Origin of the sequence: Vreelandella olivaria, assembly GCF_023507745.1 — a bacterium.
Classification (GTDB): domain Bacteria; phylum Pseudomonadota; class Gammaproteobacteria; order Pseudomonadales; family Halomonadaceae; genus Vreelandella; species Vreelandella olivaria_A.
This window is the reverse complement of sequence record NZ_JALPZO010000122.1, coordinates 30,988-46,096: the sequence shown is the minus strand read 5'-3', so window position 1 is coordinate 46,096 and position 15,109 is coordinate 30,988. Positions and strand designations below refer to the sequence as shown.

Below are 15,109 nucleotides of genomic sequence, written 5' to 3'. Positions count from 1 at the left end.
GCCGAACTCAGCAGTGAAACCGCTTAGCGCCGATGGTAGTGTGGGGTCTCCCCATGTGAGAGTAGGTCATCGTCAGGCACTTATTGAAGAGAAGCCCCGAGCACAGTGTGTTCGGGGCTTTTTGTTGGTCAATAAAAGCTATAAAGCATGTCCCGAGAGCGTGCTACTGGGATTTTTGATGGCACTACCGTAGCAAAAAGCCGCCTTTTCAGGCGGCTAGCAAGACAATAAGAACGTGTTTCTAGCGGTGGTACTGCTTTTCACGCTCTGGTTGCCAAATGATTGCATCCACACGCAAGCGAGTCTCTTGCTGGTTGGGTAGTGGCCAGTCGATTGTGTCGCCAACTTTCAAACCTAGCAGGCTTGCTCCAATGGGAGCCATGACCGAAATGCCATCCTCGGTTGTGCTTAAGGCGTGCGGGTAGACAAGCGTACGAACCATTTGACGGTTACGTGTCAGATCAGTGAATTGGATCTGGCTGTTCATACTGACAACGTTGTCGGGAATATCTTCTGGATCAACAATTTCCCCGCGACTGAGCTCGTCTTGTAATAACTCGGCCACCATTTGGTCTTTGTCGGCGGCGGCATCAATCAGGCGTTGTAAACGCTCTGCATCAAGACGGTTTATCAAAAGGGGAGGACGCTGCCCCATGTTGCTCTCCTTGGCAATATGCACTCACACGTTGTGAATGCTTCGCTTAGCTACATAGCTCAAAATGTAGTGACATAAAAAAAGCCCCCTCTAAAAAATAAGAAAGGACTACTGTCATAAGTGTACGCCACTTCAGAAGAAAAGACGACGCGCTTTATAGCATGCCGGTGTTAATTTGACGGGGTTGCTTAGAGAGCGGCTAATAGAAAGTGCTATGATGCACGGCGATAAGTGGTGGAGGGAGCCCAGTTTCCAATGCGCCACTAATAGGTTACACATTACGCTATAGGTGAAAGGGTGAGTGAAACGGTACCCACGTCGTGGTTGGTCTACTGCCGCCCCGGTTTTGAAAATGACGCTCTGGCAGAAATGCAGCATCATGCAAAGCAGCAGGGTGTTCCCTGTGAGCCTGCACAGGGCGAGGGGTGGGCAAGCTTAACGCGTCTGGATGGAGAGCCGATTAACGACCTGCACCGGCAGGCTGGATTTAAACGGCTTATTTTTGCCCGCCAAAGCCTGGCCGCGCTACCTGTATTGTCCCTTTCTCGTGAGGACCGCCTCACCGCGATATTGGATCAGGTGAAAGCGAGCCGTTGGAGCTTTGAAGAGATCTGGCATGAAACACCTGATACCAATGATGGTAAAGCGTTGGCAGGGCTGATTAAGGCACTGACCAAGCCCCTGCAAAGCATGCTGAAAAAGCGCGGTGCGTTGCGTGGTAAAGCTGGGGCACGACGCTTGCATATCTTCTGGACAGATGGTGACCGTGTTCAGTTGGGTATGAGCTTTCCTGATAATCGCAGCGAGCTAATTAATGGTATTCGCCGTTTGCGTTTTCCCTCCCGGGCTCCCAGCCGTTCAACCCTTAAGCTAGAAGAAGCGTGGCATGAGTTTATTCCTCGCGATGAGTGGGATGACAGGCTCTCCGCCCATATGCAGGCGGCGGATTTAGGCGCTGCACCCGGTGGATGGACATGGCAGTTGGTACAGCGTGGTATGTATGTATATGCCATCGATAATGGACCAATGGATAAACAGCTGATGGCGACCGGGCAAATCGATCACCTGCAGGAAGATGGGTTTACCTGGGAACCGCCCCAAAGGTTAGACTGGTTGGTGTGCGATATTGTTGATAAGCCTGTACGGGTATTGGCGATGGTGGAACGGTGGCTTACCCGCAAATGGTGCCGTGAAGCAATATTTAACCTAAAGCTACCGATGAAAAAGCGCTGGAATGAAGTCTCTCGGTGTTTAACAACACTGGAGGAGGCGTTAGCATCAGCAGGTGTTCGCGCTCGAATCTCATGCCGTCACCTCTACCATGACCGGGAAGAGGTAACGGTTCACGTGCGACTCCCCCATTGAGGGAATCGGGCAGGCCTGGGTTCTAGTACCCAGGCTCGTAGATGCGGATTGTTTCATCTTCCGTCAAGAGCGGTAGAATACGTTGCATCGCTATCGCACGGGCGTCACTTGTATGCCACTCTTTCCAGAAGCGTAGGTTGCGCCATTTGGTAATCATCAGGCGCCGATCAGTATGGCCAATTTCAACCAGTGTTTCACCGCCGACGAACCCTCTGACGCCAAGGGAAACGCGCATGGCTTCGCGTGCGGCTTGTTCATACTCTTCCTCAAGGCCGGGCATAATGCGCCGTTCAATGATGACTTTAATCATACTGTGTGTTCCTAACCGAGAATATAAATGACTGATCATACCAATGACGCGCAACCCTTTGACGCGGTACTGGACACAACAGGGCTATATTGCCCCGAGCCCATTATGTTGATGCATAACAAAGTGCGCGACATGGTGTCAGGTCAGGTGCTGAAAGTGATAGCCACCGATCCAGCTACCACTCGCGACGTACCGAAATTTTGTCAGTTTTTGGGGCACGAATTACTGACCCAGACAGAGTCCAGCGGCGACTATTTATACTTTATCCGCTTAGCATAAACTTGTGCAGTCTGTATGAGGCCAGAGCCGACTAATGGCGGATGGCCTCGCGGGGTATTGGTTTAGTAGTCTGCGTCGGTGCTGGGGACAACCATCATGGCTAATGCTTCCAGGGTGGCAGGGTCCTCTTCCAAGATCCGGTTAGCGATATGTCGTTGGAAAAAGTAAACTGTTTGATGGCGTGAGCGGGCTTCATAAAGGCATTTATCCCCCAGCAGAATGGGAGTCATTGTCGCCTTTTGCTCATCGGCAAGTAACGCTTCCACGCTACCATCGCTATAGAGTCTCCAGCCATAAACCGGCTTCATATGCCAGGGCGCATCAGGGCGGTTCATGCACAGAGCATGTGTGCCCAGCGTATCCGGTAGCTGTTGGATAAGCGTTATTTCTCCAGAAGCTTCATACTCAAAGTAATCCGCCGCTGCTGTCAGCTCATAGTATTTATGATCAGGGGGGAGTTCGAAGATCTCTTCTGTTTCAGGATCACGATAGCCAATAAACAAACCGTTCTCATGGTCATCAAGCTCATGACAAGCGGCCAGCGCTTCCATCCAGGGCACTAGTCCAACGACATTACCATCTTCCCTTAGCCCCCATGCCAGAATAGGCAGGCCATAGTAGGTGTCGGGACTCGCAGCGAGCTGGTAGACCATCTCTAATCCATCCAGCTCCGGTGCTAGACGGATTAAACATTTCTGCGCCTGCTGACGCTGACGCACGGTTGCCAGGTCGATGACCTGGGCAGAGCGGGGTGACAGGGGTGAGCCCATAATGTCCCTCCTTGTGCTGCGTGGTCACGACATTGGTAGGCAGCCTTGATGCCTACCACTTACATCACCAATAGCACAGGTTTCCCATAAGGTTAAGAGGGGAGACTGTTTTTTACGAAATTGGACATGCAGGAAAATGACTTCTTAGCTGCTCGTGAGACTTTTTGGCAATTTGAAACTGCTGCCAGGGCGCTGTCGGGGTACGCATAGAAAGCCAGTTCTCCTGGTAGTCTAAAACGGCTTCCGGTGGTGTGAGCAGGTGGGCATCTATGAGTTGATTAACAGCCATCAGCCATTGGTGTGCGTGTTGCTCAAAAGCGCTGAGCCAGCTGGCTTCCCAGGGGTGTAAGCAGCGGTCAGGTGATGAGGTGAATGTGGAAAGTGCTTGATTGGCCTCATCCAGGCGCTGTGTGGCGAGTATCAGGGCACGCAGTATTTCTGCTGTCAGTGGCCGCTCTTGGAGTGTTTTAAGATGGCTTTCAAGCGTGGCAGAGGTAGCCTGCCATTTAAGATCAAATTGATGAATAACCATTTGATAGAGGTAATCCAGGGCAACAAGTTGCGGTGAAATTGTCTCAATCTCTCCAGGCCCCAATGGTTGGCTGGCTCTTGAAAAGCTTTTTACCCACTCTTCTGAGTCAAAAATGGCATTCCAGCCTACCGCGGGTAGTTGGGCGGTCTTTTGCAGGGTTAGCTGTTCCAGGCGTGCCCTGTTCTCAAGGCTTAGTGCGTCAGGTACCTCACTGTTCCAGCAACTGCTTAACCGCTGCCAAAGAGTGCGTTCATAAAGCCACTGTTGGCTAGGAGGAGCAACACGGCCCAGTTGGTTATTGCGTGCGGCAATGAGTGAGGTAATTTGGCACTCTCGCAGCGCATACACATTGAGTATGCTTTCACGTATTTCCGGTACGTCAACAAGCCTGCTTTGACGCTCAGGGAAAGCACCTATATTTCGAGGGCGCGCACGTTCAATTGCTGAAATATCAAGATCATTTGCTAGTTGTTGATGATAATCGAGCCACCGTTGCTCAGCTGTATTGTCACCACAGCCCATCAATATAAATACGATGGGTAATGCGAGCAGAAGCCGTCTTTGGCGCAGGCAGGGCATCGCGTGTCACTCCTGTCGGCTGATACACCTCAACCGCCATCCTAGCAGCAGGGCGGCTGCACTAAGTCCTGCAATTAAGCCTATCCAATAACCGTGTACCCCCATAGGTTCAGATATTCCACTCATACCATGGGTTCCCAGCCAATGCCCACCCCCCAAGCCTACGATCCAATAGGAAAGTACCGTAATAATCATTACGATACGCGTATCCTTATACCCTCTTAATGCTCCTGCCAGATTCACTTGCAGCGAGTCAGATAGTTGAAAAATAACTGCCAGGGCAATAATCGTCAGCGTAAGCGCTTGTACGTCGGGGTTGGAGGTATACAGCGAAATCACAGGAGCAGCTGTTATCCATAGCAACGTGCTGTTGATGGCCGCAACGATCACACTGATCACAACGCCATTCCAGGCAACCTGACGTGCCAGTGTTAGGCGTCGTTGACCAAGGGTGTTACCCACCCGCACGGTAAGCGCCATACTTAATGAGAGAGGCAGCATAAAGAGAATAGAGGTGAAGCTAAGCGCAATTTGGTGAGCACCCACGGTTACTTCACCAAAGCTGGCAATAAAAAGAGCAATCAGTGTAAAAAGCGTTACTTCCACAAAAATAGCGACACCAATGGGCATACCAACAACCACTAATTCACGTATCCCGGTAGGCTGCGGCAGTGTCAGCTTCTGCCACAAGGAAACGCTTCGATAGATATGCCCGCGTCGGGTGTAGTAGGCCATGGTCAATGCCATTGTCCACATGGAGAGAGCCGTGGCGATTCCACAACCAAAGGCACCCAATGCAGGTAACTGCTGGATGGTGTTGGGTATCCAGTTGCCAAATAGATTAACCAACCCATCCCCACCATAGATTAGGATGTAGTTGCTGGGAATATTAACGGCAAGACCTATCAGGCTGATCCATAGTGCCGGTCGGGTATGGTTCATACCATCAGAGAAGGCTCTAAGCGCCTGGAATAGCGCAATCCCCGGCATTCCATATGCGACAGCAGAGAGGTATGCTGCTGATTCCCTGGCGACCGCAGGAGGCACCTCCATCAGCTCGAAGATCGGCATGACCGCTGTCCAGAGTAATACCGCTGCCAGAGTTCCCAACGCTAATGCAACCCACAATGCCTGGTGGACGGCGGGCCGGATGTCATCATTACGCTGGCCACCTAGAAGATGCGCCACTATCGGCGTCAGCCCCATGAGTGTACCGGTCATAAAGAGCATTAGCGGTACCCAAAGGCTGGAACCAACCGATACGGCTGCCAGTGAAGTGGCATTTTGGCGCCCAGTCATCATGACATCCGCGACACTCATGCCCGCCTGGGCAAGTTGTGCACCACAAATAGGGAGTGCCAGGGTGATGAGCATGCGTGTTTCTGGCCAATAAATCGTTTTAATATGATTAGCGAAGCCGCCCAAGATTAGGCTCCTGATTAGCAAAGTGGCCTATTAAAGACCGATAGATTAGCAGGAAATTCTGAGCTTTTCTGTCTGCCCTTTAGCCTATGCGACATGCAAAGGTATACTGCACAAAATCTGTAGATAAAGTGAGCGCATGGCCATTCAGGAACAGGAACGTTGGACGCTTGAGGATATTATGGCGCTGTTTGATGGTGTCTTTGCTAAGCGCTACCAGACCCGGTTGATTAAAGGCGGAGATGAGCCTCTCTACCGTCCTGCTGATACCGGAACCCCTTACCATCAGGTGATTTTTGCGCGGGGCTATTTTGCCAGTGCATTACACGAAATCAGCCACTGGTGTATCGCGGGTGCTCAGCGGCGCCAGCAGGAAGATTATGGCTACTGGTACTTGCCAGATGGGAGAGATGCACAGCAGCAGCAAGCATTCGAAAACGCCGAAATTGCTCCTCAAGCCTTGGAGTTACTGCTTACTCAGGCGTGTGGGCGTTCCTTTCATGTCAGTGTTGATAATTTGGCTGGCAATGTGGAGGTGGACCGCGAGGGGTTTGCTGCAAAGGTGGCTGCACGCGCGCTACGCTACCAGCAGGAGGGGTTACCGCTGCGTGCCAACGCATTCCATATGGCGTTGACGCGTTACTACCAGACTCAGGTACCTTTGGCGGAGGCTATCCAGCTTGGATTAGGGGCGCTTGAGACGTCCTTGCCGGAACCCGCTTAATCATCTTCTGTTAGCCGTTGATGCATCGACAGCATAACTTCCAGTTCATGTTCTGGGCGCATCGGTTCCAACCCCAACTCGCTGAATGTTTCGCGACGTTGGCGATGCCATTCGCTGCTGGTAATTGAAGGGTAGAGAACTGATGCGGGGGCCAGCTCAACAAACGGGTCTAGCCCATAGGTATCAAACAGGCGTGCCAAGGCTGCCTCGTCATCTCCGTTGTCGCTGGTATATAACGTGGCGGAGAAGTGATCGTTCTCAAGCTCACGGATCACTTCAAGCGGGCTTACCCCAAGACTCTCCAGCTCCTCCATGCTGTAAGCGCCCATAGCGTTGGTGTCTTCTTTGATCCAGCTATCGTCCGGCTGAATTAACGTCTGTTTAACACGGCCATCAGGCAGTGACCAGGCAATAGCCAGCGGCAAACCATCATCTTCGCCCGTCTCAATGGCAATAAACCCTGGATAATCAGCCACACAGTTACTCCTCTTAAAATTCCGCATTAATCCGGAAAAAATGCTGGGCGGTGCGGGTGGTTGCAGCACCCAATTCAGCTTCGCTCAGGTTATGCCAAAGGGCAATTTCCCTTACAATCCATGGTAGCAGGGCTGGTTCGTGTCGGCGCCCTTTCAGTTTAGCCGGTAAGTTGCGGGGGAGCAGGTAGGGGCAGTCTGTTTCCACCATTAAGCGTTCCAGTGGAATATCCTTTACCAGAGAGCGTAAATGGTGTCCCCGGCGCTCGTCGCAAATCCAGCCCGTTAAACCGATATGCAGGTCAAGATCCAGATAACCATGCAGCGTCTCTTGATCGGCGGTAAAACAATGCACAACCGCCTGGCTGATATCGTCCCGCCATGTGTGCAGTATTTCGCGCATTCGCTGCCCGGCATCTCGTTCATGCAGGAAAAGCGGTAAACCGCTCTCAGCCGCCAGTGCCAACTGTGCTTCAAAGGCGTGCTCTTGCGCCTGGGGTGTTGAAAAGTTGCGATTAAAATCGAGCCCGCATTCACCCACGGCCACGACTTCAGGCTGCTTGTGGAGCGCTCTCATCTGAGCTGCCACTGCGTCATTCCAGCCGCTGGCATCATGGGGATGAATGCCCGCAGTGGCGTACAGCCCTGGGTAGCGCTTGGCCATTGCAACAGCTTGTTGAGCATGGGCTACGTCAGTGCCCGTTACGATCATTGTGGTAACGTTCGCGGCCCGTGCCCGGGTAATGACACTGTCCAGGTCGCGCTGAAAACTCTCATGGGTCAGGTTTGCGCCAATATCAACCAGTGGTGCTGTGGGGCGAAACCGTAGCGCCTCAGGTAAGACGTCATCCGCATTGTCAGTTGCCAAACTCAGCTCCCGTCGTCAGTTATCAATAACATCCATTACCGCGTGTCATTGTAACGCCTGTGCCTGGCATCGACTAACGCCCTCGCTCACGTGAATAGACGGATGGAATGGCATGAATTGCAAAAAATCTGGCTTGATAGGTAAACAGATAACCTGACGTTACTCGTAATATGCAGTGGAGCTATGGCCTGAAGCGCCATGAGGGCCTATCCAATAACAACAATAGACAGGTTAAATTTATGCAACTATCAAGACATCTCACATTATCTGCCCTATCCGCAGCTATTCTGAGTGCTAGCTATATCTCCAGTGTTGCTGCCCAGGAGGGCATTTCGGATAACGAAATACGCATCGGTTATTTGGCTGATATGTCAGGCATTTACCGTGATCCAATCGGCCCATTAGGGCAGGATGCCATCGAAATGGCCATTGAGGATATAGGGGGCAGCGTACACGGCGCCAACGTAGTGCTCTTCAGTGCAGATGACCGCAATAGCCCTGATGTGGGATCAAGTGTTGTACGTGAATGGATCGATGAGCGTAACGTCGATATGGTGACGGGGCTGGTGGCTTCATCGGTTACCTTGGCAGCTGTTGGGTTACTGGAAGAAGCCGATAAACTGGGCCTGGTGAACGGCGCGGTTTCCTCTGGCGTTACCAATGAACACTGCTCACCCAATCATATTCATTGGGTCTATGACACCTGGGCAATGTCGAATGGTACTGCTAAAGCAATTACACAGGAGGGGTATCAAAACTGGTATCTGCTGAGTGCCGACTACTCGTTTGGGCATGCCCTTGAGGCGGATGTAGAGCGGGTGGTAACTGAAAACGGTGGCACCATTGTGGGTGGCGCCCGGCATCCATTCCCGAATAGTGACTTCTCCTCCTTTATGTTGCAGGCACAGGCATCAGGAGCTGATGTGATCGCACTCAATAATGCCGGAGGTGACACTATCAATGCCGTGCAAACAGCGGGTGAGTTTGGCATCACCCAAGCTGGGCAGATCCTGGCTGGCATGGTGCTGTTTAGTACCGATGTGCGCAGCATTGGTTTGGAAAACGCGCAAGGGCTGCAGTTTACCAAGGCCTGGTATTACGACTTGAACGATGAAACCCGTGCATGGGCGGAGCGTTTCCGGGAGCGTACCGGCAGCATGCCAACCATGGTGCATGCTGGCCTCTACTCAAGTACCCGCCACTATCTTGAAGCCATTGAGGCTACGGGGACCGACGATACCCAAACCGTTCGCCAACAGATGGCGGATACGCCGATTAATGACATTTTTGCCACCAATGGCTATATCCGTGAAGACGGACGCATGGTGCACGACATGTATCTGGTTGAGGTAAAAACACCGCAAGAGTCTGTTGATGAGGATGATCTTTTCAGGGTGGTACGCACGATTCCTGCGGAAGAGGCATTTCGGCCACTTTCGGAAAGCGTATGCCCACTAGTGAATGGCTGACGTCCTGACAATTAATCACAAAAACAGGAAGTACTTGGCATGTCTAACGCTCATTTGATTCATCGCAACACCATAGGCGCTGCACTAAACCGAAGTGCCCGAAAGTATTCACATGACACAGCCCTTACGTTTAACGATCGCACGTGGAGCTACCAATTACTCAATCAGGCTGCCAACCGGGTTGCGAATGGCTTGCTCGCTGCGGGCCTTTCTCCTGGGGATCGATTAGCGGTATTTGGAAAGAACTCGGATGCTTACGTGATTGCGTGGCTGGCAGCTACCAAAGCGGGCTTGGTGCATGTGCCTATCAACTTTGCATTAAGTAGCGAAGAGTTGCGCTATATCCTGGAGCAATCTGGAGCGAAAGGGTTGCTAAGCGATACCGTGCTGGCCGATAAAGTGAATGACGCAACGCAAGGGCTTGCTTTAACAATGAAGGGTACGCTGCATGCCGCTGCCCAGTACGCTTCAGATGCCCCTGCTTTTGACGTTCTGGACTATGCATGTTCATTCCATTCGCACAGTGAGCCGGATGTGGTGTTAGAGGGTGGCAGTCTTGCTCAATTGCTCTACACCTCGGGAACAACAGCGGCCCCCAAAGCAGCCATGATGAGCCATCAAGCGCTAATGGCCGAATATATGGCATGTATGGTAGAGCTGGATATAAACGGTCGAGACGCCATGTTGGCCGCACTTCCTCTCTATCATTCAGCACAGATGCATGTCTTTTTAATGCCTGCTTTATTACTGGGGGCGCCCGTTTACCTACTGGAAGCGCCGCTGCCTGAGTGCTGTCTTGCCACTGTGGCTGAACAACGCATTGCTTCATTCTTTGCGCCACCTACGGTTTGGATAAGCCTGTTACGGCATGCTGACTTTGATAAGTTCGACTTAACCAGTCTTAAAAAAGCGTATTACGGCGCTTCCATTATGCCGGTGCCGGTACTTGAAGAGATGCAGCAACGGTTTCCAGGCGTTGGGCTCTATAACTGCTATGGCCAGAGCGAAATTGCACCACTTGCAACCGTATTGCGCCCGGAAGAGCACACTGATCGCCCCGCGTCGGCTGGGCGACCAATCCTGACGGTTGAAACCCGTATTGTCGATCTGGACATGAACGATGTTGCCCCTGGGGAGCATGGTGAAATTGTGCACCGTTCGCCTCAGTTGATGGTGGGCTACTGGGATAAACCTGATATGTCCGCCGAATCTTTTCAGAATGGTTGGTTTCACTCGGGGGATGTGGGCTATTTCGATGAAGAGGGTTACCTATACGTTGTCGACCGGATCAAGGACGTCATTAATACTGGTGGTGTTTTGGTCGCTAGCCGTGAGGTTGAAGAGGCATTGTTCAAGCACAGTGCTATTTCGGAAGTGGCTGTCGTGGGCCTTCCCGACGAAAAGTGGATTGAGGCGATAACCGCAGTCGTGGTCGTAAAAGAAGGCCAGACTGTGGGCGAAGGTGAGCTTATCCATCACGCAAAAAGCCTAATAGCTCCTTACAAAGTCCCCAAGCGGGTAGTGTTTACCGAAGCGCTACCCAAGAGTACCGCAGGTAAAATTCTCAAGCGCCATCTGCGCCAGGACTTGAAGGGGTGATTATGGATGAGCCAACAAGTGCGCTATTTCACGCCATGATCTCCCGCTGCCTGTCGCAGGAAGTAGCGCCTTTTTATCCGCAATGGGAAAACGCAGGTGAAATTCCGCGCTCCCTATGGAAAACCCTGGGAGCCGCTGGTTTATTAGGGGTCGATGTAGATGAAATCTATGGTGGTGCTGGTGGTGATATCGCCATTACCCAGTTAGCGATTGAGGAGATCTCTCGGCAAGGGTTTGGGGGGCTTGCCAGCGCCTACAATATCCACGCCAATATTGTAATGCCCTATATTCAGCGTATAGGGACAGATGCACAGTGCAAGACCTGGTTGCCTGCCATGGCACGGGGCGAGTGCCTGGGGGCCATCGCCATGAGTGAATCACATGCTGGCAGTGATTTGGCTGCGATGAAAACCCGTGCCACCAAAACTTCGCAGGGGTGGGTACTTAACGGCAGCAAGCTGTTTATTACCAATGGTCAATTGGCCGATCTAGTGATTGTATGTGCAAAAACTGAACCGCAAGCAGGTGCCAAAGGCGTATCACTCTTTTTGGTCGATACTTCACTGCCTGGGTTTTCGCGCGGCAAGCCCATCAGAAAGATTGGGCAACATGCCAGTGACACAGCAGAGCTGCTGTTTGACCAGCTTCTCTTGCCGCAAGACGCGCTATTGGGTGAACAAGGTGCGGGCTTTAATTACCTGATGCAGGAGCTGCCCCGAGAACGTTTAGGAGTTGGTGCCCAGGCACTTGGCGCGGTGGAGGGTGCGCTGGCCTTAACCCTTGACTATGTTGCCCAGCGCCACGCATTTGGTCAGCGCGTCGCTGATTTTCAAAATACCCGCTTTACCCTGGCGGAAATCAAAGCACAACTGGATGTGGCGCGAGCATACTTTGACCAGTGCGTAAACAGGTATCGCCACGGCTCAATGAGCAGCACCGATGCCGCCATTCTAAAATTACAGCTTAGTGAACTGCAGTGTCGCGCTGTTGACCGCTGTTTGCAGTTGTTTGGCGGATATGGCTATACCCACGAATACCCTATTTCCAGGTTCTATTTAGATGCCCGCGTTCAAACCATCTACGCAGGAAGCTCTGAAATTATGAAAGAAGTCGTTGCACGTTCGCTGTTAGGCAAAGTGGTGTAACGACCTGTTTCAGCTTTGTGCCATCACTAAGGAGATAACATGCAATTGGATCGCGTTGTCATTGTGGGCGGTGCACGGACAGCTATAGGTGGTTTTGGTGGATCGCTTTCATCCATGGCACCCCATGAGTTAGGGACTATTACGGCCAAAGAAGCACTGCGTCGAGCGGGACTTTCTGCCACCAATATCGACCACTCTGTCTACGGGCACATCATTACCACAGGGCCACAGGATGCCTATCTGGCCCGGCATATTGCGTTAGCGTCGGGAGTACCTAAGGAGTCTGGTGCTTTCAATGTTAACCGGTTATGTGGCTCTGGCGTACAGGCAGTAGTATCTGCTGCCCAGCAAATCACTTTGGGCGATAGCCGGTTGGCATTGGCGGGTGGGGCTGAGTCCATGTCTCGTGGTGCCTATCTGTTACCGCCCCAGGCGCGTAACGGGATACGCATGGGAAATACCCATATTCAGGACCTTACCCTGGGGGTATTAAGTGACCCCTTTGGTAGCGGGCATATGGGCATTACGGCAGAAAATATTGCCACGCAGTATGGCTTAAGCCGTGAACAGTTAGACCAGTTTGCCGTGGAGAGCCACCGCAAAGCGGCAAGAGCAATGGCAGAAGGGCGTTTTGATGAGCAAATTGTGCCGGTCGATGTGGTTCAGGGAAAACAGACCAGTGTCTTCTCTACCGATGAGCATGTGCGTCAGGGAGTTGAACTTAGCGACCTGGCATGCCTAAAGCCCGCGTTCATGAAAGAGGGCGTTGTCACGGCGGGCAATGCCTCCGGTATTAATGACGGTGCAGCGACACTTGTGTTAGCCCATGAGGATGAGGCCAGGCAGCGTGGATTAACCGCCAGGGCACGGCTACGGGTTGCCACAACAGCGGGTGTCGACCCTTCACTGATGGGGCTTGGGCCAATCCCGGCGGTAAAGCGCTGCCTCCAGCAGGCAGGGCTTCATATGAACGATATTGATGTCATTGAATCGAACGAGGCCTTCGCGGCCCAGGCGATGGCCGTGGCAGACACGCTGGGTTTTCCGTTGGAAAAGTTAAACCCGAACGGAGGTGCGGTGGCGTTAGGCCATCCGGTTGGTGCCACTGGAGCAATACTGATCCTTAAAGCCTTGTATGAATTAGAGCGTATCCAAGGACGCTTTGGCTTGATTACGCTGTGTATTGGCGGAGGACAAGGGATTGCGCTGCTAATTGAGCGCGCGTAATGGAGTCGCTTTACTAATAACAATTGAAAAGGTGTATTTATGTCGACGATAACGCCAAAAATCTTACCTTCAACCCCCTCGGCCACCAATCCTCCGCTGCTTATTGGCGATTTGTTGGATTCTGGTATACGCATGGCAGGCAATAATCAGATTGTTTATCGTGACCAGTGCAGGCATGACTACCACCGTTTTCGCGAACGCGTACACCAACTGGCTCATACCCTGACAGCGCAAGGGGTGCAGGCTGGCGATGTAGTGGCGGTGTTGGATTGGGACAGCCACCGTTATTTAGAGTGCTTCTTTGCCATTCCGATGTTGGGTGCCGTTCTCCATACGGTGAACGTACGCCTGGCCCCTGAGCAAATTCTGTACACCATGGAGCATGCTGAAGATGTATTTGTGCTGGTGCATGAAGATTTCGTTCCGCTATTGGAGCCGCTAGCCAGCCAGTTGCCGAATATTCGCGGCTATATTCTTTGCCAGGAGGCCACCAATCGGTTCAATACCTCGCTACCAATAGTAGGGGAGTATGAGGCGCTATTAGGGGAGCAGCCCATTCACTATGCTTTCCCTACTTTCGACGAAAACGCGGTGGCAACGCTGTTTTACACGACGGGTACAACCGGTAATCCGAAAGGTGTATTTTTTACCCATCGCCAACTTGTGCTGCACACCTTAGGCGAGGCCAGTACGTTTCAGGCACCTGGCTTTGCATTGCTCAATCGCGACAAAGTGTATATGCCGATCACGCCGATGTTTCATGTTCATGCCTGGGGAGTGCCTTACACGGCTACGTTATTGGGAGCGACTCAAGTGTACCCTGGCCGCTATGAACCCGAGATGCTGGTTAAGCTACTGGTCGATGAGAAGGTCGATTTTTCCCACTGTGTGCCCACGTTGTTAAATATGGTGGTCAGCGCTGACGCGATCGCCTCCAGAAAAGTCGATTTAAGCGGTTGGAAGGTGTTGGTAGGTGGCAGTGCTCTCACCCAGGCGCTGGCAAGTCGGGCATGGGCGCTGGGTATTGATACGCGCAGCGCGTATGGCATGTCGGAAACCTGTCCGCTGCTCACGGCTGATATTCTGCCACAGGCTATCGCTGAGGCGGATTTTGAAACGCAGCTACCATGGCGATGCAAGGCCGGATTGCCTGTGCCGTTGGTAAAATTGCAAGTAGTGGATACCGATGGCCAGCCATTGCCACATGATGGTAAAAGCATTGGTGAAGTGCGCGCTCAGGCTCCCTGGCTAACACAAGCCTATTACAAAGAAGAGCAGCGCAGTGAAGCGTTATGGCGTGAGGGGTGGCTACATACCGGTGATGTAGGCTCATTGGATGAACATGGTTTTCTGGCTATTAGCGATCGAATCAAAGATGTCATCAAAACCGGAGGTGAGTGGCTCTCCTCGCTGGAGTTGGAAAGCTATATCAGCCAATGCCCAGGGGTCGCTGAGGTGGCGGTAATCGGTGTGGCGGATGAGAAGTGGGGGGAGCGGCCAGCAGCGTTGGTGGTGCCCGAGGATCCAAACAATCCGCCTACGGCTGACACTGTCCAAGAGTTTATGGAGCAGTTTGTTGTGCAAGGACGTATTAATCGATGGGGTATTCCCTCGCTTATCCGGATGGTTGATGAAATTCCCAAAACCAGTGTTGGCAAATTGGATAAAAAGCGCATCCGGACGGAAATCTAA

General features: G+C 52.2%; 15 protein-coding genes and 1 rRNA gene. 9 read left to right on the top strand and 7 right to left on the bottom strand.

Annotated features, from left to right (window positions below; genetic code table 11):
* Window positions 1-78 (top strand): 5S ribosomal RNA (rrf, locus tag HP566_RS21885); the annotation flags it as partial.
* 163 nt (window positions 79-241) lie between these two features.
* Here rrf and rnk read toward each other — a convergent pair.
* Window positions 242-655, bottom strand: a complete 414-nt coding sequence (gene rnk, locus HP566_RS13085; RefSeq protein ID WP_249977709.1) for a nucleoside diphosphate kinase regulator — start codon at window positions 653-655, stop codon at window positions 242-244.
* A gap of 297 nt (window positions 656-952) precedes the next feature.
* Here rnk and rlmM point away from each other — a divergent pair, with 297 nt between their 5' ends.
* Window positions 953-2,020: a 23S rRNA (cytidine(2498)-2'-O)-methyltransferase RlmM gene (gene rlmM / locus HP566_RS13080; RefSeq protein WP_249977708.1), complete on the top strand. Its 1,068-nt coding sequence runs from the start codon at window positions 953-955 to the stop codon at window positions 2,018-2,020.
* Window positions 2,021-2,042: 22 nt separating this feature from the next.
* On the opposite strand, the gene HP566_RS13075 is transcribed toward rlmM, so the two are convergent.
* The gene (locus HP566_RS13075; protein ID WP_249977707.1) at window positions 2,043-2,330 is read right to left on the bottom strand and encodes an antibiotic biosynthesis monooxygenase family protein; all 288 of its coding nucleotides are present in this window, start codon (window positions 2,328-2,330) and stop codon (window positions 2,043-2,045) included.
* 27 nt (window positions 2,331-2,357) lie between these two features.
* On the opposite strand from HP566_RS13075, the gene tusA reads away from it, so the two are divergent.
* Window positions 2,358-2,609: a sulfurtransferase TusA gene (gene tusA, locus HP566_RS13070; RefSeq protein ID WP_249977706.1), complete on the top strand. Its 252-nt coding sequence runs from the start codon at window positions 2,358-2,360 to the stop codon at window positions 2,607-2,609.
* Between the two features lie 62 nt (window positions 2,610-2,671).
* Here tusA and HP566_RS13065 read toward each other — a convergent pair whose 3' ends face one another.
* The 3 genes from HP566_RS13065 to HP566_RS13055 all read right to left on the bottom strand — a co-directional run bounded on the left by HP566_RS13065 (window position 2,672) and on the right by HP566_RS13055 (window position 5,915).
* Window positions 2,672-3,379 (bottom strand): hypothetical protein, encoded by a 708-nt coding sequence (locus HP566_RS13065; protein WP_249977705.1) that lies wholly within the window; start codon window positions 3,377-3,379, stop codon window positions 2,672-2,674.
* A 112-nt stretch (window positions 3,380-3,491) separates the two neighbouring features.
* Window positions 3,492-4,490 carry a DUF3080 family protein gene (locus tag HP566_RS13060; RefSeq protein ID WP_249977704.1) on the bottom strand — a complete coding sequence of 333 codons (999 nt, stop codon included), beginning with the start codon at window positions 4,488-4,490 and terminating at the stop codon, window positions 3,492-3,494.
* 6 nt (window positions 4,491-4,496) lie between these two features.
* Entirely contained in the window at window positions 4,497-5,915 is a 1,419-nt protein-coding gene (locus HP566_RS13055) for an MATE family efflux transporter (RefSeq protein WP_249977703.1), read from the bottom strand.
* A 136-nt stretch (window positions 5,916-6,051) separates the two neighbouring features.
* On the opposite strand from HP566_RS13055, the gene HP566_RS13050 reads away from it, so the two are divergent.
* Window positions 6,052-6,636 carry an elongation factor P hydroxylase gene (locus HP566_RS13050; RefSeq protein WP_249977702.1) on the top strand — a complete coding sequence of 195 codons (585 nt, stop codon included), beginning with the start codon at window positions 6,052-6,054 and terminating at the stop codon, window positions 6,634-6,636.
* Here the strand turns inward: HP566_RS13050 and HP566_RS13045 are convergent.
* Together HP566_RS13045 and HP566_RS13040 are read right to left on the bottom strand one after the other, a co-directional pair.
* Window positions 6,633-7,112 carry a hypothetical protein gene (locus HP566_RS13045; RefSeq protein ID WP_249977701.1) on the bottom strand — a complete coding sequence of 160 codons (480 nt, stop codon included), beginning with the start codon at window positions 7,110-7,112 and terminating at the stop codon, window positions 6,633-6,635. The genes HP566_RS13050 and HP566_RS13045 overlap by 4 nt on opposite strands.
* A 13-nt stretch (window positions 7,113-7,125) precedes the next feature.
* A complete protein-coding gene (locus HP566_RS13040) occupies window positions 7,126-7,977 on the bottom strand; it encodes a TatD family hydrolase (protein ID WP_249977700.1) in 852 nt (283 codons plus the stop codon).
* Between the two features lie 239 nt (window positions 7,978-8,216).
* Here HP566_RS13040 and HP566_RS13035 point away from each other — a divergent pair, with 239 nt between their 5' ends.
* Genes HP566_RS13035 through HP566_RS13015 form a run of 5 tightly spaced genes read left to right on the top strand, consistent with a single transcriptional unit; the run spans window position 8,217 to window position 15,109 of the window.
* Window positions 8,217-9,446: an ABC transporter substrate-binding protein gene (locus tag HP566_RS13035; protein WP_249977699.1), complete on the top strand. Its 1,230-nt coding sequence runs from the start codon at window positions 8,217-8,219 to the stop codon at window positions 9,444-9,446.
* A gap of 39 nt (window positions 9,447-9,485) precedes the next feature.
* Complete coding sequence (locus HP566_RS13030) at window positions 9,486-11,045, top strand: fatty acyl-CoA synthetase (protein WP_249977698.1); 1,560 nt, start codon at window positions 9,486-9,488, stop codon at window positions 11,043-11,045.
* A 2-nt stretch (window positions 11,046-11,047) separates the two neighbouring features.
* Complete coding sequence (locus tag HP566_RS13025; RefSeq protein WP_249977697.1) at window positions 11,048-12,190, top strand: acyl-CoA dehydrogenase family protein; 1,143 nt, start codon at window positions 11,048-11,050, stop codon at window positions 12,188-12,190.
* Between the two features lie 39 nt (window positions 12,191-12,229).
* Window positions 12,230-13,417 (top strand): beta-ketothiolase BktB, encoded by a 1,188-nt coding sequence (gene bktB / locus HP566_RS13020; RefSeq protein WP_249977696.1) that lies wholly within the window; start codon window positions 12,230-12,232, stop codon window positions 13,415-13,417.
* 39 nt (window positions 13,418-13,456) lie between these two features.
* Window positions 13,457-15,109, top strand: a complete 1,653-nt coding sequence (locus tag HP566_RS13015) for a fatty acid--CoA ligase (protein WP_249977695.1) — start codon at window positions 13,457-13,459, stop codon at window positions 15,107-15,109.